This is a genomic window from Aquicoccus porphyridii, from assembly GCF_008369105.1.
In the GTDB taxonomy this organism is placed as follows: domain Bacteria; phylum Pseudomonadota; class Alphaproteobacteria; order Rhodobacterales; family Rhodobacteraceae; genus Aquicoccus; species Aquicoccus porphyridii.
Genome location: NZ_VINQ01000004.1, coordinates 106,726 through 125,149, shown reverse-complemented (window position 1 = coordinate 125,149; position 18,424 = coordinate 106,726). Strand labels below are relative to the sequence as shown.

General features: G+C 63.1%; 18 protein-coding genes. 5 read left to right on the top strand and 13 right to left on the bottom strand.

The features are described 5' to 3' along the window. Positions 1 to 37 precede the first annotated feature (37 nt). Positions 38 to 643, bottom strand: a complete 606-nt coding sequence (locus FLO80_RS07740; protein WP_111365339.1) for a flavin reductase family protein — start codon at positions 641 to 643, stop codon at positions 38 to 40. An 80-nt stretch (positions 644 to 723) separates the two neighbouring features. Here FLO80_RS07740 and FLO80_RS07735 point away from each other — a divergent pair, with 80 nt between their 5' ends. Next, positions 724 to 1,224, top strand: coding sequence for a GNAT family N-acetyltransferase (locus FLO80_RS07735; protein WP_111365336.1), 501 nt, complete (start codon positions 724 to 726; stop codon positions 1,222 to 1,224). 52 nt (positions 1,225 to 1,276) lie between these two features. Then, positions 1,277 to 2,050: an EcsC family protein gene (locus FLO80_RS07730; protein ID WP_111365333.1), complete on the top strand. Its 774-nt coding sequence runs from the start codon at positions 1,277 to 1,279 to the stop codon at positions 2,048 to 2,050. 81 nt (positions 2,051 to 2,131) lie between these two features. Here FLO80_RS07730 and ptsP read toward each other — a convergent pair whose 3' ends face one another. The 4 genes from ptsP to FLO80_RS07710 form a co-directional block, all read right to left on the bottom strand. After that, positions 2,132 to 4,393: a phosphoenolpyruvate--protein phosphotransferase gene (ptsP, locus tag FLO80_RS07725; RefSeq protein ID WP_111365330.1), complete on the bottom strand. Its 2,262-nt coding sequence runs from the start codon at positions 4,391 to 4,393 to the stop codon at positions 2,132 to 2,134. A gap of 191 nt (positions 4,394 to 4,584) precedes the next feature. Continuing rightward, a complete protein-coding gene (locus tag FLO80_RS07720; RefSeq protein ID WP_111365327.1) occupies positions 4,585 to 5,823 on the bottom strand; it encodes an aspartate kinase in 1,239 nt (412 codons plus the stop codon). Positions 5,824 to 6,012: 189 nt separating this feature from the next. Beyond that, on the bottom strand, positions 6,013 to 6,657 hold the full coding sequence (locus tag FLO80_RS07715; RefSeq protein WP_111365719.1) for an SDR family NAD(P)-dependent oxidoreductase: 645 nt from the start codon (positions 6,655 to 6,657) through the stop codon (positions 6,013 to 6,015). Between the two features lie 436 nt (positions 6,658 to 7,093). Next, positions 7,094 to 7,735, bottom strand: a complete 642-nt coding sequence (locus FLO80_RS07710) for a nitroreductase family protein (RefSeq protein ID WP_111365324.1) — start codon at positions 7,733 to 7,735, stop codon at positions 7,094 to 7,096. 125 nt (positions 7,736 to 7,860) lie between these two features. Here FLO80_RS07710 and FLO80_RS07705 point away from each other — a divergent pair, with 125 nt between their 5' ends. Continuing rightward, positions 7,861 to 8,226, top strand: coding sequence for a winged helix-turn-helix transcriptional regulator (locus tag FLO80_RS07705; RefSeq protein ID WP_111365321.1), 366 nt, complete (start codon positions 7,861 to 7,863; stop codon positions 8,224 to 8,226). A 20-nt stretch (positions 8,227 to 8,246) separates the two neighbouring features. On the opposite strand, the gene FLO80_RS07700 is transcribed toward FLO80_RS07705, so the two are convergent. The 5 genes from FLO80_RS07700 to FLO80_RS07680 all read right to left on the bottom strand — a co-directional run bounded on the left by FLO80_RS07700 (position 8,247) and on the right by FLO80_RS07680 (position 11,836). Then, positions 8,247 to 8,681 carry a DUF1178 family protein gene (locus tag FLO80_RS07700; protein WP_111365318.1) on the bottom strand — a complete coding sequence of 145 codons (435 nt, stop codon included), beginning with the start codon at positions 8,679 to 8,681 and terminating at the stop codon, positions 8,247 to 8,249. 68 nt (positions 8,682 to 8,749) lie between these two features. Beyond that, the gene (locus FLO80_RS07695; protein ID WP_246156607.1) at positions 8,750 to 9,241 is read right to left on the bottom strand and encodes an NUDIX hydrolase; all 492 of its coding nucleotides are present in this window, start codon (positions 9,239 to 9,241) and stop codon (positions 8,750 to 8,752) included. 136 nt (positions 9,242 to 9,377) lie between these two features. Further along, a complete protein-coding gene (gene trpA / locus FLO80_RS07690) occupies positions 9,378 to 10,169 on the bottom strand; it encodes a tryptophan synthase subunit alpha (protein ID WP_111365316.1) in 792 nt (263 codons plus the stop codon). Between the two features lie 186 nt (positions 10,170 to 10,355). Then, entirely contained in the window at positions 10,356 to 11,480 is a 1,125-nt protein-coding gene (locus tag FLO80_RS07685) for a hypothetical protein (RefSeq protein ID WP_146611030.1), read from the bottom strand. Positions 11,481 to 11,638: 158 nt separating this feature from the next. Beyond that, entirely contained in the window at positions 11,639 to 11,836 is a 198-nt protein-coding gene (locus FLO80_RS07680; RefSeq protein ID WP_111365310.1) for a DUF1737 domain-containing protein, read from the bottom strand. A gap of 310 nt (positions 11,837 to 12,146) precedes the next feature. Here FLO80_RS07680 and ychF point away from each other — a divergent pair, with 310 nt between their 5' ends. Further along, positions 12,147 to 13,244 (top strand): redox-regulated ATPase YchF, encoded by a 1,098-nt coding sequence (gene ychF / locus FLO80_RS07675; protein ID WP_111365308.1) that lies wholly within the window; start codon positions 12,147 to 12,149, stop codon positions 13,242 to 13,244. Between the two features lie 120 nt (positions 13,245 to 13,364). Here the strand turns inward: ychF and FLO80_RS07670 are convergent, their stop codons facing one another. Continuing rightward, positions 13,365 to 15,440, bottom strand: coding sequence for a bifunctional sulfate adenylyltransferase/adenylylsulfate kinase (locus FLO80_RS07670; protein ID WP_111365715.1), 2,076 nt, complete (start codon positions 15,438 to 15,440; stop codon positions 13,365 to 13,367). Positions 15,441 to 15,623: 183 nt separating this feature from the next. Next, positions 15,624 to 16,568: a thioredoxin-disulfide reductase gene (gene trxB / locus FLO80_RS07665; RefSeq protein WP_111365305.1), complete on the bottom strand. Its 945-nt coding sequence runs from the start codon at positions 16,566 to 16,568 to the stop codon at positions 15,624 to 15,626. Positions 16,569 to 16,768: 200 nt separating this feature from the next. Here trxB and FLO80_RS07660 point away from each other — a divergent pair, with 200 nt between their 5' ends. Next, entirely contained in the window at positions 16,769 to 17,269 is a 501-nt protein-coding gene (locus tag FLO80_RS07660; RefSeq protein WP_111365302.1) for an Lrp/AsnC family transcriptional regulator, read from the top strand. 273 nt (positions 17,270 to 17,542) lie between these two features. Here the strand turns inward: FLO80_RS07660 and truA are convergent, their stop codons facing one another. Beyond that, on the bottom strand, positions 17,543 to 18,313 hold the full coding sequence (gene truA, locus FLO80_RS07655; RefSeq protein ID WP_111365300.1) for a tRNA pseudouridine(38-40) synthase TruA: 771 nt from the start codon (positions 18,311 to 18,313) through the stop codon (positions 17,543 to 17,545). Positions 18,314 to 18,424: the final 111 nt, after the last annotated feature.

Below are 18,424 nucleotides of genomic sequence, written 5' to 3'. Positions count from 1 at the left end.
GCGCCCGACCCCGTATGCCCCGAAGGTAAATCGCGCCTCAGTCGTCCGGGCGGGCCAGCGTGAAGGTTTCTTTCACCACCGTGTAATCGCGGTATCCCAACCGCGCCAGCGGGGTGAACCGGGTGATGTCGAACATGCCCTCGACAAGGTAATCGTCGCGCATGTGAATGCCCGTCACCGTGCCGAAACAGACCGCGTTCGCCGCGCCCTCCAACTCGACGATCTGGCTCATCCGGCATTCCAGTGACGCGGGCGCATGTTTGACGCGGGAACAGGCGATCGTCTCGCATTCCGCCCGTTCAAGCCCGGCATGATCGAACTCGGACGTCCCGGCAGGCAGGGTCTGCGAACTTGCATTCATCTCATCCGTCATCGCCTGCGCCACGAGATTGACGCAGAACACGCCGGTTTCGCGGATATTGGCAAGGCTGTCCTTGGTGCCGTTGCGGTCTTCCTTGGCGCCGGTGCTGGCGAACATCACCTGCGGCGGCGTATAGGCGCACCCATTGAAAAACGAATAGGGGGCGAGGTTGTCGACCCCGTCCGCACCCCGGCTCGAGATCCAGCCGATCGGGCGTGGCACGATCAGGGCGTTGAACGGGTTATGCGGCAGGCCGTGGCCGTCTTCGGGGCGATAGAACATGAGGCGCGTTTCCTTATCCAATTGCCCTGTCTCTACCTGCGTGCTAGGGGCGATTCCACCCCAAGAACGAGGATTTCGCGGTGTTCGAACTGGCCCCCGAAGCTGCCGACGACTGGTGGGAGGTCGAGGCGCTCTATGATCTGTGTTTCGGCCCCGGGCGCACGGCCCTCTCCTCTTATCGCCTGCGCGAAGCGGTCGAGCCGGTCGCGGACCTCTCGCTGGTGGCACGCGACCCCGAGGGTCTTATCGCGGGGGCGATCCGCTATTGGCCCGTGCGGATCGTGGCCGGGTCCGACCGGGCGCATCGCGCGCTTCTGCTCGGGCCGGTGGCGGTGCACCCCACCCACCAGGGCGAAGGGCTGGGCGGGGTGCTGATCCGTGACAGTCTCGATATCGCCGCGCGGCATGGCTGGCCGCGCGTCATGCTGGTGGGCGATGCGCCCTATTACGCGCGGTTCGGATTCGACCGGCTCGACGGTGTCACGATGCCGCCTCCCACCAACCCTGACCGCGTGCTGGGGCGTGCCCTCACGCCCGGCGCCTGGGACGCGATCACCGGCCAGGTCACGCGCGAGGCTTGAAACCGCGCGCCTTTCTGCCAATCTTTGACAGGCAGCAACATGAAGGTGCGCCATGGAAATCCTCGACTCCCCGTCCGCCGACCTCGATGTCGAGGCCGCGCTCGATGCGCTGGCCCGTCGCTATCGCGGGGCCGGGGGGCCGGGCCTGCAACTGCTCAACCTCATCGGTGGACAGGCCGAGAACCTGCTCGACCGCTTGCCCGCCGCCATCCGCAGCCAGCTTGACACGCGCACCGAGGCCGCGCTGCATGTCGCGCTGCGCGCCGCGTCCCACTCGCGCCGCTCGGTCCGCGATCAGCCGGGATGGCTCAACACCGCCGTCACCACCGCGATGGGGGCCGCGGGCGGGTTTGGCGGGCTGCCCACGGCGCTGGCCGAATTGCCGGTCACGACCACCGTGCTCTTGCGGGTGATCCAGGGCATCGCCACCGAACATGGCTTTGACCCCGAGGAAGAGGGCGTGAAATTCGACTGCATCCGGGTGTTCGCCGCGGCCGGACCGCTCGAAGCCGATGACGGCACCGATCTGGCCTTCATCTCGACCCGGATGATCGTGACGGGGCAGGCGGTGCAATCCCTGATCGTGCGCGTCGCGCCGCGCCTTGCGACCGTGCTGGGCCAGAAACTGGCCGCCCAGACCGTGCCGGTTCTCGGGGCCGTGGCCGGGGCGGCGACCAACTATGCCTATACCAGCTATTATCAGGAAATGGCCCATGTCCATTTCGGCCTGCGCCGCCTCGCGATCCATGCCGATCAAGACCATGCCGAATTGATCGAAGGCCTGCGCGAACGCGTCGAGGATCCGCCGGTCAAGCGGGCGGGATAGGCCGGGCACAAGGTGCCGTGAGCCTGAGTCGCCCCGCCCGGAACAGCGGCGAAGCCGCCCGGGCGGGTGAATCCGATCAGCCTAGCCCTTGGCCGGTATCCCGCCATTGTCCCGCAGATACTCCACGACCGCGGGCCGCACCGATTGATCGCCCCGTTCGCGGGCGGCATGAATGACCGCGCGCAGCTCGGCCAGGTCGGTGCGCATGATCGCATTTTTCACCGGCCCGATCGACGCCGGACGCATCGACAGGCAGCGCAGACCGATGGCCGCCAGGCACAGCGCCTCGACCGGTCGCCCGGCATCCTCGCCGCAGAAACTCAGCGGCGTGTCGGTCGCCGCGCACCGCTCCACGATCTGTTCGATCAGGCTCAGGAAACTCACGTTGAGCGTGTCATAGCGTTTGCGCACCCGCTCGTTCTCGCGGTCGGCGGCAAAGAAGAACTGCTTGAGATCATTGCCCCCGATCGACAGAAAACCGACGTCGCGAAAGAACTTGTCGGGCGCAAAGGCAAGGCTGGGCGTCTCCAGCATCGCGCCCACTTCCAGCACCTCGGGCAGCGCATGACCAAGGATTCGCTCGCGTTCCAGCGCCTTGTTCATCTCGGCACAGGCCGCGTCATATTCCTCGCGCTGGGCGACAAAGGGAAACATCACCGCCAACGGTCGCCCCGCCGCCGCGCGCAACAGCGCCTGCAACTGCATCCGCATGATCCCCGGCTTGTCGAGCCCCACCCGGATCGCGCGCCAGCCCATCGCCGGGTTGGGCTCGTCCTGCGCCGTCATGTAGGGCAAGACCTTGTCCGACCCGATATCGAGCGTGCGAAACACCACCCGCTTGCCCTGCGCCGCATCGAGCACCCGCGCATAAAGCGCCGACAATTCGCCGCGCCGGGGCATCTTGGTGCGCACGAGAAACTGCAACTCGGTGCGAAACAGCCCGACACCCTCGGCCCCCGACCCCGCGAGCGAGGGCAGATCGGCCATCAGCCCCGCGTTCATATGCATGCCCACCGTCACGCCATCGCGGCTGCACGCGGCCTTGTCGCGGATCGAGGCATAGCGCTCCAGCGCCTCGACCTGCATCGCCATCTTGTCGCGAAAGGCGCCGACCACGGTTTCATCGGGGCGCAGATGCACCAACCCCTGGTCGCCGTCGATCATGACATGATCGCCGTTGAGCGCCTCGGTCGTGACCCGCCCGGCATGAATGATCAACGGAATCGCCAGCGCCCGCGCGACGATCGCGGCATGCGAGCCGACCGACCCTTCCTCAAGCACGATCCCCTTGAGGCTGCGACCGTAATCGAGCAGTTCCGCCGGTCCTATGTTGCGCGCCACCAGAACCGGATCGGCGGGCATCTCGGCGCCGGTCTCGGTGCCCTGTCCGGTCAGGATGCGCAGCAGCCGGTTGGACAGGTCATCGAGATCATGCAGCCGCTCGCGCAGATAGGGATCGTTGACCTGCCCCATCCGCGCCCGCGCGGTCGATTGCTCCTTTTCGACCGCCGCTTCCGCCGACAGGCCACGGGCGATGTCCTCTTCCATCCGGCGCAGCCAGCCCTTGGAATTGGCGAACATCCGGTAGGCTTCGAGCACCTGAAGCTGATCCTTGTCACCGCCGCGCGCACCGTCCAGCATCTGGTCGACACTCACCCGCAGCCGGTTCACCGCTTCGTGCAGGCGCTCCAGCTCGCGATGCGGGTCCTCGGCGATGAGGTTCGTCACCACCACCCGTGGCTCGTGCAGCCAGACATGGCCCTCGGCCGCGCCCTCCTGGCCGACGCCACCGCGAATCATCACCGATTGCGTGTGCCGCGCCCTGAGCGCCGCGCCCTCGCCGACGAAAACCCCCAGTTCGGCCATCTCGGCCAGCACCATCGCCACCACTTCCAGCGCCTCGATCTCGTCGTCCGAGAATTCGCGCTTGGATTTCGACTGCACCACCAGCACGCCCAGCTTCTCGCCAAGCCGCTGGATCGGCACGCCGAGGAAGGACGAGAAAACCTCCTCTCCGGTTTCCGGCATGTAGCGGAATCCGCGCTCGGCGGGCGCATCGGCGGTGTTCATGATCCGCCCGGTGCGTGCGACCCGCCCGACCAGTCCCTCGCCCAGCCGCATCCGCGTCTGGTGCACCGAGTCGGGGTTGAGCCCCTCGGTCGCGCAAAGTTCGAGCGTATCCGCATCGCGGAACAGGTAGACCGAGCAGACCTCGCAATGCATTTCCTCGGCGATCAGGCCGGTGATCTTGTCAAGCCGCGCCTGGCCTGCGCTGTCCTCGGCCATGACATTGCGCAACCGGCCAAGCATCTGCCGACTGTCGGTCACACTCGCATCGCTCATGGAATTTCTTCCCCCCGGCTTCCAGACACGATCCTGCGTCCGAAGCCGACCTTACACCACACACCCCCCACGAGGGAAACGGGAAACTGGCCCCGGCAGGCCAGGTTTCGCGCAAGGGTTGTGCCCCGTCAGCATGTCTTTTGTGCATCTGATGACGCAAGAGGCATCACCGGAACATCCGCGCCGGGGGCTCAGCCCGTCTTTTCCAGCGCGAAGGCATCATGCAGCGCCTGCACGGCCAGTTCCATGTACTTGCGGTCGATCAACACGCTGATCTTGATCTCCGAAGTGGCGATCACCTTGATGTTGATGCCCTCGTCGGAAAGCGTCTTGAACATCCGTGCGGCAACGCCCGACTGGCTGCGCATGCCGATGCCCACGGCGCTGACCTTGGCGACGTTGGTATCGGCGATCAGGTCGTGGAAATTGATCTCGCCGCGCGCCTTGGCGTCGTGCAGCGCCTTTTCCGCCCGCGCCACCTGGTCGGTGGGGCAGGAAAATGTCATGTCGGTGCGCCCCTCTTCGGAAATGTTCTGGATGATCATGTCCACGTTCACCCCTGCCTCGCTCAGCGGGCCGAAAATGGCCGCCGCGATGCCGGGCCGGTCGGCGACCGAGACCAGCGTCATCTTCGCCTCGTCGCGGCTATAGGCGACCCCGTTGACGACTTTCGATTCCATGATGTCCTCCTCGGCACAGACCAGCGTGCCCGCCGTGTCCGATTGTTCCTCGAAACTGCTCAGCACCCGCAGCTTCACGTTGTAACGCATGGCCAGCTCGACCGAACGGGTCTGAAGCACCTTCGCCCCGAGGCTGGCCAGTTCCAGCATTTCCTCGAACGCGATCCGGTCGAGCTTGCGCGCCTTGTCACAGATTCGCGGATCGGTGGTATAGACCCCGTCCACGTCGGTATAGATATCACACCGCTCGGCCTGGAACGCGGCGGCAAAGGCCACCGCGGTCGTGTCGCTGCCGCCCCGGCCCAGCGTGGTAATCCGGCCCTCGGGGCTCACGCCCTGGAACCCGGCCACGACGGCCACGCGCATCCCTTCGGCGAACTTGGCGCGGATATTGTCGGGCACGATGTCCTCGATCCGGGCCTGGCTGTGCGCGCTCGTGGTCTTGACCGGCACCTGCCAGCCCTGCCAGCTGCGCGCCGGCACGTCCATCTCCTGAAGCGTCAACGCCATCAGCCCGGCGGTCACGTTCTCGCCCGAGCTCACCACCGCGTCATATTCGCGCGCATCGTAAAGCGGCGAGGTCTCGTCGACATACCCGACGAGCTTGTTGGTCTCGCCCGCCATGGCCGAGACGATGACGATCACGTCATACCCCTTGGCCACCTCGACGCCCACGCGCTTGGCGGCCCGGCGGATGCGGTCCAGCGTGGCGACCGAGGTGCCGCCGAATTTCATCACGAGAACCGGCATCGGCCTTCCCCATCATTCGCATTGCGCGCGGTGTATGACGGACCGGCCCCAAGGGCAAGATGTCGCGGATGTCAAACGAAAGGGCAGCACATGGCCGCAACCGTGTACTGCCCGCCCCGGCTCAAGCCCGGGGCGGCTCGGCCAGACTCCGACCCGCCGCGACCTACCTAGAACGCCCTGCGCACCCGATCAGAACGGATGCACCCGCCCGTCCCATGTCAGGAATTCCCCGGTGCTGGCAAGCGACAGCGCGTCGAACCGCGCAGAGAGCCCCGCGGCGGCCTCATCCACGGTGATCTCGGCCGACGATCCGCCCATGTCCGTGCGCACCCAGCCGGGATGGTAGATGCCCACGGCAATCCCCATCTCCCTGAGATCGGTCGCAAGGTTGCGCCCGAGGTTGAGCGCCGCCGCCTTCGACGCGCGATAGATATATGAGCCGCCGGGCGCACGTGTATCGCTGCCCATCTGGCTCGAAATGATGGCGATGCGCGCACCCTCGCTCATGCGCAGGTTCGGAAGCAGCGCCTGCACGCCCAAGAAAACGCCGGTCACGTTCACCGCGAAACTCTCGGCCCACATCCCCGGCGCATAACCCTCGGCGAGGCTCTGCCCCTTGTCGAGGTAAACCCCCGCATTGCACACCAGAAGATCGACCGCTTGCCCCTCGAGCCGCGCGGCCAGCGCCCGATGCGACGCCGGGTCGGCCACGTCGAGCGCAAGCCCGGTCGATCCGTCCCGCGACGTTCCCGTTACCTGTGCGCCGCGCGCCTTGTAGGTTTCAGAAAGCGCCAGTCCCACGCCGCGATTGGCGCCAGTGATCACGACATGCATCGGGAAAATCTCCATAGGTTGGGGTTGGTCGCACCATAGCCACCGCCCTGCGAAACTGACAAGGGCCGCATGGACCTGCCATTCCCGGCAATGGCCTTTACATCGAGGCCGGAACATCGAGGCCGGAGCGAACGGTCGTGGATGATGCCGCGAAAGCCCGGAGTGCGCCCCGGGGCGTCGGTATGCTGCAAGGCGCACGAATGGCTGCAATGCGCCTTGCCATGTTGTCGAATCAAAGCGTTTCGCGAAACGCGCGCTCCGCTGATATGAGGCGCGGCGTTTCGCCCTGTCCCTGTCTCGGGCACAAGGCGAAACGCTTCAGCCAACGGTTTTTAGAAGTGTTTCCTCTAGCGTCCCACGCGCTCTCGCAAGACCATGAAATCATTCAGTTCGTTTCGAACCCAACTTTATGAATCCCATGTTCGTTCGCTTTGGCCTAGCCGACTTGTGTGACGATGGCATCACGGGATTTACGCACCTTGTCCATCGGCAAGAGCCAATCACCCGCCGCGTCACGATAGCCCAGGGGCATGAGCACGACAGAGCGCAACCCGCGTTCTTTCAAACCAAGGATCGCATCCACGGCCTCGGGATCAAACCCTTCCATCGGCGTGCTGTCGACTTCCTGTTCGGCGGCCGCAAGCAATGCGACACCCAATGCGATATAGGCCTGGCGCGCAGCATGGGCATAGTTTTCCTCGGCGTCGCGCGGCAGGTAGGCGGCTTTCAGTTTATCGTAGTAGGCATGCAGCATCGGCAGGTCGCCACGGGCATCGACGTTCAGTTGAACCACGTCGTCAATTCTGTCCGCAGTGTAGTTGTCCCAGGCTGCGAAAACCAGCAAATGCGACCCGTCGGTGATCTGTGCCTGCCCGCCCGCTGCTTCGGCGATCTGGCCACGGACTTGCGCGTTCGTCACGACGATCAGTTCAAACGGCTGGGTGCCGCTGGATGTGGGGGCCATGCGGATCGCCTCGATGATGGCATCGACTTTTTCCTGCGGGACCGCTTTCGCGGGGTCCATTTTCTTGGTGGCGTAGCGCCAGCTCAGGTGATCGTTCAGCGGCTTCGGTGTCATGTTCTTGTTCCCATTGTCAGAGCCCTCAAAAGGCGGTATGTAATAGTAACTGACTATCTAGAAAGAACCGAAAGCCACCGCAAGAAGGCACATTTTTGAACCCCGGTTACAAATAGGGAACCGCCATGCTGGACAACGCCCAATGCCCGGATTGCAAACGTATCAACGAAGTCTTGTCGCGTGTTGGCGATCGTTGGAGCGTTCTTGTTGTCATCTACCTGGCCCGGTACGGGACGATGCGATTCAATGAACTCAAGCGGACTCTGGGCATCTCGCAACGCATGTTGAGCTTGACGCTGAAAGAGTTGGAAAGAGATGGCCTCGTGAACCGAACCTATCATCCGACGATCCCGCCGAAGGTTGAATACAACCTTACCGAAATGGGGCAGTCGTTTCGTGAACCGGTGAGTGCCTTGGGCTATTGGGCACTGGAAAACCTGAACGAGATCGATGCTGCGCGCCAAGCCTATGACAAGACCGTAGCAAAGTAGACACGCTCCAGAAGGGCCGCTCAGTTCGATTTACGCCCGGGGCGAAAGGGCAGGGGCGCCACCGGCACACCATCCTCGATCAGGCGGCGTGCCTCCTCGGTGCGGGCCTCGCCATAGATCGGGCGCTCGGGCGCCGTGCCCTCGTGGATCGCGCGCGCCTCGCGGGCGAATTCCATGCCCACGTAATCCGAATTGGCCTCGACATGCGCCTTGAGCGCGGCCAGCGCCTGTTCCGCCGGGCTTGCGGGCGCGCTGAGCGGACCCGCCTTGCCCTCCTGCACCGGCGCGCGCGCCGTGCCGAGCCGCGGCGCCATTACCGCCTTCTCGACATCCGTGCCGCCACAGACCGCACAGACGAGATGCCCCCCGGCCTTCAGCGTGTCGAACGCCTCGGTCGACTGGAACCAACTTTCGAAATCGTGGCCATCGGCGCATCTGAGCGAAAACTTGATCATGTCACGCGGCTTTCCCGAAACCCATGCCTCTTACATAACCCGCCAGCGCCCGGGCGCAAGCTCCGGGTTCATGGCCGCAACAGCCCGGGGTCGAAAGTGCGCAGGATCTGCCCCAATTCGGGCTCGCTCACCTTGGCGGCCGCTTTCTTGGGCGAAAACCACTTGCGCCGCCGCTGCCCGGCTTCGGGATAATCATGGGCCAGCGCCTTGACCCGCACCGGGTAAACCATCGCCACGCAGGGCAGGGTGGTCCCGTCCTCCAGGTCCTTGGGATAGGAATAAAGCCCGAGGCAGCGTTCGATCGCCTTGCCCTGAACCCCGGCCTCTTCCCACGCCTCCTGCAACGCGGCCTCGCCGGGGGTGACACCGTGCATTGGCCACCCCTTGGGCACGATCCAGCGCTTGCTGCCGCGGCTGGTGATCAACAGGATCTCGGGCTTGCCGTTGTTCAGGCGGTAACACAGCGCCGCGAATTGCGTGCGCACATCGCTCTTGTGCGATGCCCTGAGCTTCAGGGGAAGCTGTCTGGTGTTCTGCAGCGTCATCCTGCGCTGGCCCATGCCTTGTTGCCTCGCCCTGATCCTAACCGCTTCGCCCGAGGCTTTCCAGAAATTACCGCGGGGTCAACCGGTCATCGACCGAAATCTGGCCGGTTTCGCCCACCCCAAAGGCAGATATTGCGACCGTATGCCCCGCTCAGGCCGAATGCGCCCCATCGGCCAGCGTGCGCACGAACCCCAGAACCTCGGCGGGCGTGTCGCCCCGCGCGATCCGGCTCACGATGGCGCTGCCCACCACGGCCCCGTCGGCCACTCCGGCGATCCGCGCGGCGGCCTCGGGCGTGGTGATGCCGAACCCCACCACCACCGGCAGGTTGCCCGCCGCCTTGATCCGCGCCACCTCGGGCGCCACGTCGCCCGCCTCGGCCTGTGCCGATCCGGTGATCCCGGTGATCGAGACGTAATAGACGAACCCCGACGTGTTCTGCATCACCCGTGGCAGGCGCCTGTCATCGGTGGTCGGCGTCGCCAGCCGGATGAAATTGAGCCCCGCCTTCTGCGCCGGGATGCACAATTCTTCGTCCTCTTCTGGCGGCAGGTCCACGATGATCAGCCCGTCAATCCCCGCCTCCCTCGCATCGGCGAGGAACCGCTCGACCCCGCGCGAATAGATCGGGTTGTAATAGCCCATCATCACGATCGGCGTCTCGTTGTCGGTCTCGCGAAACGCCCGCGCCATGTCGAGCGTCTTTTGCAGCGTCATGCCCTGCGCCAGCGCCCGTTGCCCGGCGGCCTGGATCGTCGGCCCGTCCGCCATCGGATCGGTGAAGGGCTGGCCCAGCTCGATGATGTCCACGCCCGCGCCCGGCAACCCCTTCACGATTTCAAGCGAGGTGTCGTAATCGGGATCGCCCGCCATCACGTAGGCCACGAAGGCTTTCTTCCCTTCCGCCTTCAACCTGGCGAATGTGGCGTCGATCCGTGTCATGCTGGCCCTCCCCGGGGATGCTGTCCGTTCCGGGCGGTTTGCAGAAAATCGACGGGGAAATCAATCGCCATTGCGTCGGGGGGCAGACCTTGGCGAAACGGTGTTACACCCCGCTGGCCGGGCGTCTGTGCATTGCCGGGGCGGGGAAGTCTGCTGAAGGAGCGCTACGGGGGACTATGCTCACGGTCAGCTGATGCGGGTACGCAAGCGTTCCTCAATCCGCGCAGGCAAATCTCCAAACTTTGCCACCAGCTTTCCCGCAAAAGGTTCGTAATCGCGATACAGATCAGCCATCGCTTTGTCGCATCGGAAAAGATCACAATCAGGCACGTAACACATCTGAATGATGTCCATCAAATCTGAGCGTTTGAAGTTATAATTTTTTTGTGATGCCCTTTGCATGTAGTACCCAATGTGGTCTGCTCGCCCTTCACCAATGTGTTCCTCTATCCTTCGGACGACACTTGAAGGGTCAAACTTTACAGCCTTGAATGGTTTCGTGAGCTTTTTAGCCGCGCGCTTATCTAAACCTGCTCCGATCAGTTCTTCCCGAAGCGCACTCGTTTTTTCCTCCAACTCAGAATTTGCTTTATGTAGTTGTTGCAGAGAATCCTCAACCTTGTCTAGGCTTGAACCCGTAAACTCTTCTATAAGGTTAGGTTTGTCAGCGTAGTCATAGAAAATCCGACTGAACTCGGCTGGGTCGGAAAGCCAACGATTCATTCGCTCCTCGAACTCGGCATCTGAACAACGGCCTTTCATGAAGCGTGTCACAACACCGCTTTCAATCAGTTCATCAGATACGGGAAACCCTTGAAAGTCTTCGCGTTTTGTTCCCCAAGTGGAGGTGTTCTCACTAAAAAGTCGTTGCATTGCTGATCGAGTCTTCAATCGCCGACGTTGAGCGCGGTTAAAGTTCTTCTGTTCGGCAAGGGCTTCAAAATACTGCTTCTCCATTAGACGTCGCCACCACTTGGCGGTGACCATTTTCCCATCTTGAGCTTCAAGCCAAATACCGTTGTTTGGGAAACGGGAACCTTTTTTCAGGTCAGTTAAGAACGGGAATGCATTCCTTCCACAGATATCTTTTACTAGCTGACCTCGACGGACGCGTTCCTTGCGGAATTTATCTGTGGGCTTTGTAATGAATTCAATAATCGTTGCCCACGAATAGCCGATCAGGATCTTCCCCTGATCCCGATAGGTCAAGAGTTGTTCGAGGGTTTGATGAGTGCCTCCCTCCTTTGGCTCATTGAAAAGTCGAATGTAATCTTGTGTGTCGAGATAAAGAATCAACGGTGGAAGTTTCACGGCTACTTAGATCCATATTGCACACGCAGTGGGTTTTCACAGCGGCATGCTACATTGAGGAACCTGTGTTGTGGATACTTCATAATCGGATGTCTCGTTCCGTCTAACTCGTGCAAGTCGGCGAAGGCCCGCCCAGGCCCCCAACCACCCACCTCCCGTCACCCATATTTCACGATCGGCTGCATCACGACGATTGCCCCGTCCTTTTCCAGCACCGCCGAGGTGGCCGATCCATGCGGTTGCCAGCCGGTCTTGATGAACTGGTTCACCTGGTTTGATAACCTGTCGCGATCCTCGCCCGCGTCGGTCCTGGTGTAGATCGCGGAAATGATCCGGTACTCGATGATCTCGCTCACGGCTGTTCCTCCCTTGCCCGGGTTGGGTCCGCGCTTCGATCACGCGCTGCCCGACCCTGCCACTCTCCCCTGTAAAAACGGTATATGAGAGGCGCCGAACCCGTCAATCGAGCGTTGCGTTAACCACGGTGGGGCAAGGAATTGTCAAGATTTGCCCGGCAGCCGGGCAGCAGCCGGATGTCAGCCGGATGTCACCCCCCCTCAAATTCCGCCCCAAAGCGGCGTTAACCCTTGTTGCACAGGGGTTGACCCTGCACCCTCCGCGCCCCTAGATGCGCGGCGCGCAAGACTGGCAGAAAAGGGACGTGAAATGGGTTTCAGAATGGGCATCGTGGGCTTGCCGAACGTGGGAAAATCCACGCTTTTCAACGCCTTGACGCGAACAGCCGCGGCGCAGGCGGCGAATTTTCCGTTCTGCACCATCGAACCCAACGTGGGCGAGGTCGCGGTGCCCGACGCGCGGCTTGAAAAACTCGCCGAAATCGCCAAATCCCGGCAAACCATCCCCACCCGCATGACCTTCGTCGACATCGCCGGCCTCGTCAAAGGCGCCTCCAAGGGCGAGGGGCTGGGCAACCAGTTTCTCGCCAATATCCGCGAGGTCGACGCCATCGCGCATGTGCTGCGCTGTTTCGAGGATGGCGATGTCACCCATGTCGAAGGCCGGGTCGATCCGGTCGCCGATGCCGAGACCATCGAGACCGAGCTGATGCTCGCCGATATCGAAAGCATCGAGAAGCGGTTGCAGAACATCGTGCGCAAGCTCAAGGGCGGCGACAAGGAGGCGGTGCAACAGGAACGCCTTTTGAAACAGGCACTTGCCGTGCTGGAAGAGGGCAAGCCCGCGCGCGTGATCGACGTCGAACCCGAGGATGCGAAAGCCTGGAAAATGCTCCAGCTCCTGACCACCAAGCCGGTGCTCTATGTCTGCAACGTGGCCGAGGACGAGGCGGCGACTGGCAACGCCCATTCCCAGGCCGTGGCCGATATGGCCGCGGCCGAGGGCAACGCCGCGGTGGTGATCTCGGCGCGGATCGAGGAAGAGATTTCCCAGCTCGACCCCGACGAGGCGGCGATGTTTCTCGACGAGATGGGCCTCGCCGAGGCCGGTCTCGATCGGCTGATCCGCGCCGGTTACGAATTATTGAACCTCGAGACCTATTTTACCGTTGGCCCGAAAGAGGCCCGCGCCTGGACGATCCGCCACGGCACCCTCGCCCCACAGGCCGCCGGTGTCATCCACGGCGACTTCGAACGCGGCTTCATCCGCGCCGAAACCATCGCCTACGACGATTTCGTCGCCTGCGGCGGCGAGCAGGGGGCGAAGGAAGCCGGGAAAATGCGTGTCGAGGGAAAGGGTTACGAGGTCAAGGACGGCGATGTGCTGCACTTCCTGTTCAATGCCTGACCGACCGCGCGCTGCGGTTCATGCTTTGTTAGGACGTGTTAACAAAGGCTGAATCGCCAACACCGTGACCGCGCTTCGCGCTCTCAAGGCATTGGCGATTCGCTTTTTCCCCTAGGCGCCTTATCCGGCGATGAGCCCCATCGACTCGAGCTTGAGAATCACCTGGTGGGCACAGTTGTCCACCTCGACATTCTCGGTCTCGACCCGCAGTTCGGGATCGTCCGGCACGTCATAGGGATCGGATATCCCCGTGAATTCCTTGATCTTTCCTTCCCGCGCCAGCTTGTAAAGCCCTTTGCGGTCGCGCCGTTCGCATTCCTCGATCGAGGTGGCGACATGCACCTCGATGAACGCGCCGAACTGTTCGATCTCTTCACGCACCGCACGCCGCGTGGCGGCATAGGGCGCGATCGGCGCACAGATCGCGATGCCGCCATTCTTGGTGATCTCGCTGGCGACATAGCCGATGCGGCGGATATTGAGATCGCGGTGTTCCTTCGAGAAGCCAAGCTCCGATGACAGGTTCTTGCGCACGATATCGCCGTCCAGAAGCGTCACCGGGCGGTCGCCCATCTCCATCAGCTTGATCATGAGCGCGTTGGCGATGGTCGATTTGCCCGAACCCGAGAACCCGGTGAAAAACACGGTGAAACCCTGTTTCGAGCGCGGCGGGAAACGCCGGCGCAGCTCGCTCACCACCTCGGAAAACGAGAACCAGTCCGGGATTTCTAGCCCCTCGCGCAAACGCCGGCGCAACTCGGTGCCCGAGATGTTGAGGATGGTCACGTTGTCCTTGTCCTCGATCTCGTCGACCGCCTCGTATTGCGCGCGCTCCTGCACATAGACCATGTGTTTGAAATCGACCATCTCGATGCCGATTTCGTCCTGATACTGGCGGAACAGGTCCTGTGCCTCGTAGGGGCCGTAAAAATCCTCGCCCGCGCTGTTCTTGCCGGGACCGGCATGATCGCGACCCACGATGAAATGGGTGCAGCCGTGGTTCTTGCGGATGATCCCGTGCCAGACGGCCTCGCGCGGCCCGGCCATGCGCATGGCAAGGTTCAAAAGGCTCATCGTGGTGGTCGAGCCGGGGTATTTGTCAATCACCGCCTCGTAACAGCGCACCCGGGTAAAGTGGTCGACATCGCCCGGCTTGGTCATGCCCACGACCGGGTGAATGAGCAGGTTGGCCTGTGCTTCCTTGGCGGCGCGGAAGGTCAGTTCCTGGTGCGCCCGGTGCAGCGGGTTGCGGGTCTGGAACGCCACCACGCGGCGCCAGCCCAGCTTGCGAAACAGGGCCCGCAACTCGTTGGGCGTGTCGCGACGACCGCGGAAATCGTAATGCACCGGCTGCTGGATGCCGGTGACCGGCCCCCCGAGGTAAACCTTGCCCGCCACGTTATGCAGGTAGTTCACCGCCGGGTGCGCCACGTCATCGGCGCCGAACACCTTCTCGGCCTCGCGCGCCTTGTCGGGCGTCCAGCGGTCGGTCACCGTCATCGTCGCAAGGATCACACCCTCTTGGTCGCGCAGCGCAATATCCTGGCCCAGATCGATGTTCTCGGCGAAATCTTCGCTCACATCGAGCGTGATCGGCATCGGCCAGAGCGTGCCATCGGCCAGCCGCATATTCTCGACAACGCCATCATAATCCTCTTGCGAAAGGAACCCCTTGAGCGGATTGAACCCGCCGTTCATCAACAGTTCCAGATCGCAGATCTGGCGTGATGTCAGGTCATGGCTGATCAGATCGCCCGCTTCGAGTTTGAGTTTCTGCGCACTGTCATACGACACGTAAAGCTCGGGGATGGGCGCAAGGTTGTTCTGCATGAGTTTTGTCCTGTATTTGAGGGGGGCAAGGCCGCTCGTTGTTCCGGTCAATTCGGCGTGAAGCGCATCATATTCCGCGAATTTCCGCGCGAGAAACTGGTCGGCAAGGCGGTTTTTCTCGGCCCCGCCGCGCGATGTCAGCGCATAGGCGAAGCGCTGGCGTCGATCCGGCCCGGGCCGTTCGCTGATCTTGATCAGGCCCGCCTCGGCGGCGGATCGCAACTGTGCGTTCAAGCGACCAAGCGAGATACCCAGTGCCGCCGCGATCGCCCGCTGCGATGCGTCCGGCGCCAGGTCAAGTTGGCGCAGAAGCCGGAAGAGCAGGTCTTCCTCTGCCAGATTGGTTTTCGCGTCGGCGGCGATCATCGCGGGCGATCCAAAAGAGTGTTCACGGTTGAACATATCTAGCATTCCGCACGAACAGCCAAGCGATATGCGGCGACGAATGAGAGAAATCGACCGCCGTGGCCCATCTGCAACGCAAGACGCCCGCGCCTGTCGGGGCGGGGCGTCGGTGCTTTCGTGTCGGCGGTGCCGTGCGCGGCTGACTCAGTCGTCCTGCTCGGCGAGGAACTTCTCGGCATCGAGCGCGGCCATGCAGCCCATCCCGGCGCTGGTGACGGCCTGACGATAGATATGATCGGTCAGGTCGCCCGCCGCGAAAACCCCGGGGGTCGAGGTTCGGGTCGAGCCCGCTTCGACCTTCACGTAACCGCCCATATGCGTCTCAAGCTGGTCCTTGACCAATTCGCTGGCCGGGGCGTGACCGATGGCGATGAACACGCCCTTGCAGGGGATCTCGGTGATTTCACCGGTTTCCACATGTTTCACGCGCACCGCCTCGACGCCCTTGGGGTCGTCCTCGCCCACCACCTCGTCAAGTGTGTGGAACCACAGCGGCTCGATCTTGGGATGCTTGAACAGCCGGTCCTGAAGGATCTTTTCGGCGCGCAGCTCGTCGCGGCGATGGACCAGCGTCACCTTCGAGGCGAAATTGGTCAGGAACAGCGCCTCTTCCACCGCCGTGTTGCCGCCACCGATCACGACGATCTCCTGCCCGCGATAGAAGAACCCGTCACAGGTGGCACAGGCCGAAACGCCAAAGCCCTTGAACGCCTCTTCGCTCGCCAGGCCCAGCCACTTGGCCCGCGCCCCGGTGGCGAGAATCACCGCGTCGGCGGTATAGCTGGTGCCGCTGTCGCCTTTCGCGGTGAACGGGCGCTCCGACAGGTCGAGATCGGTGATGATATCGCCGATGATCTCACAGCCCATGGCCTTTGCATGGGCCTCCATCCGCACCATCAATTCGGGGCCCTGCACCTCGGTGTCGCCGGGCCAGTTCTCGACCTCGGTGGTGGTGGTCAACTGCCCGCCCGGTTCGATCCCCTGCACCAGTATCGGCTCCAGCATCGCGCGGCTGGCATAGACGCCGGCGGTGTATCCCGCTGGCCCCGACCCGATGATCAGAACCCGTGTGTGTCGTGTCTCAGCCATGTTCGTCCCCAGGCCAGATTTGCATTCAGTCAACGCGATATAGCCAAGCCGCCCGGAACAGAAAACCCCCGGTCGAGAAATGACCGAAGCTTTCGGTGTCCAAGGTCTGTCGGATAAGGAAATTGCGGTTTTGCGAAACATTATTGCGTGTGCGACGGGCGGTGCTATAACATCCGCAATTCCATCGGAGATATCCTGTCATGCCAAGCCCGCGCCTTGATCCCATCGACCGCAAGATCCTCGCCGAGCTGCAGGCCGATGGCCGCATGACCAATGTCGAACTGGCCAAGCGTGTCGGCATTTCCGCACCGCCCTGCCTGCGCCGGGTGCGCACGCTCGAAGAGCAGGGGTTCATTCGCGGTTATCACGCCGATGTCGATCCGCGCGAACTGGGTTTCGAGGTGCAGGTTTTTGCCATGGTCGGATTGCAAAGCCAGGCCGAGGCCGATCTGAGCCGGTTCGAGGAACGCTGCCGCGCTTGGCCACTCGTGCGCGAATGCCACATGCTGAATGGCGAGGTGGATTTCATCCTCAAATGCGTGGCGCCCGATCTCTCGACCTTCCAGAACTTCCTGACCGAGCAACTCACCGCCGCCGAGAACGTGGCCAGCGTGAAAACCTCGCTGGTGATCCGCGGCGCCAAGGACGATCCGGGCGTGCCGTTCGAGGTGCTCGAAGACCGACTGTCGCGCTCGGCCTGAAGCGCCGGCGTTGGGGGGGGGCCAGCCCCCCAAGGTGAAAAATGCCAAGGCATTTTGTCACCCTCCCCCCGAGGTATTTCCAGTCAGATGAAGACCAAGGGCCCCTGCGGTCCAGCCCCCCGTCCGTGAACGGGGGGCCTTCACCTGACGCGGTCATCGGCTCCTCAGCCTGTATCGCATAAACGAGGTTAAACCGTCAGGGTTAATCAATGGTTGCTTCATCTGGCTGAAAATACCTCGGGGGTGCGGGGGCTGGCCCCCGCTCCTGTCCTCTCAACCCGTAAACGGATCGTCAGGATATCCCACCCCGGCCAGGTAAAGCCCGCCCGGCGGGCAGACCGGCCCGCACGCGGCGCGGTTTCGGGCCGCGAGGGCGGTGCGCACGTCGTCGGGCGCCCATGCCCCTGCGCCCACCCGTTCCAGTGTTCCGACGATCGAGCGGACCTGGTTGTGCAGGAAGGACCGCGCGCGCAGGTGGAAACGGTATTCCACGCCATTGGCGCGGTCGCGCTCTTCGATGGTGATCTCGTCGAGCGTCTTGACCGGGCTGGCCGCCTGGCAATGAACCGCGCGGAAGGTGGTGAAATCGTGCCGCCCGACGAGGTGCGCGGCGCCCGTCCGCATCGCTTCGAGGTCAAGCGCCTGGCGCACCTGCCAGACCAGCCCCCGGTCATGGGTGGCCGGTGCACGCCGCACCAGCAGCCGAAACAGATACCGCCGTTCCATCGCCGAAAACCGCGCGTGCCAGTCGTCATCGACCCGGGCGGCCTCGATGATCGCCACGGGATGCGGTCTGAGATGATAGTTCAGCGCCTCGGCAAGGCGAAACGGCGCCCAGTCCTTGCCGAGATCGCAATGCGCCACCTGGGCCAGCGCATGCACGCCCGCATCGGTGCGCCCCGCCGCGGCGATGCTGTGCGCGCGCGGCTCGAGCCGGGCCAGCGCGGCCTCGATCACGCCCTGCACCGAGGGCTGATCGGCCTGTCGCTGCCATCCGGCGAAGGGGCCGCCGTGATATTCGATCCTGAGCGCGTATCTGGGCATGCCTTCCCATAGCGGCGGCGCGCGCGCCCGGCAAGGGCGGGGAAAACCCGGCGGGTTCTCCCCCCTAGCAACTGTGCCGGTCGGGGGTTATCTTTACGCGGAGGCAGGACA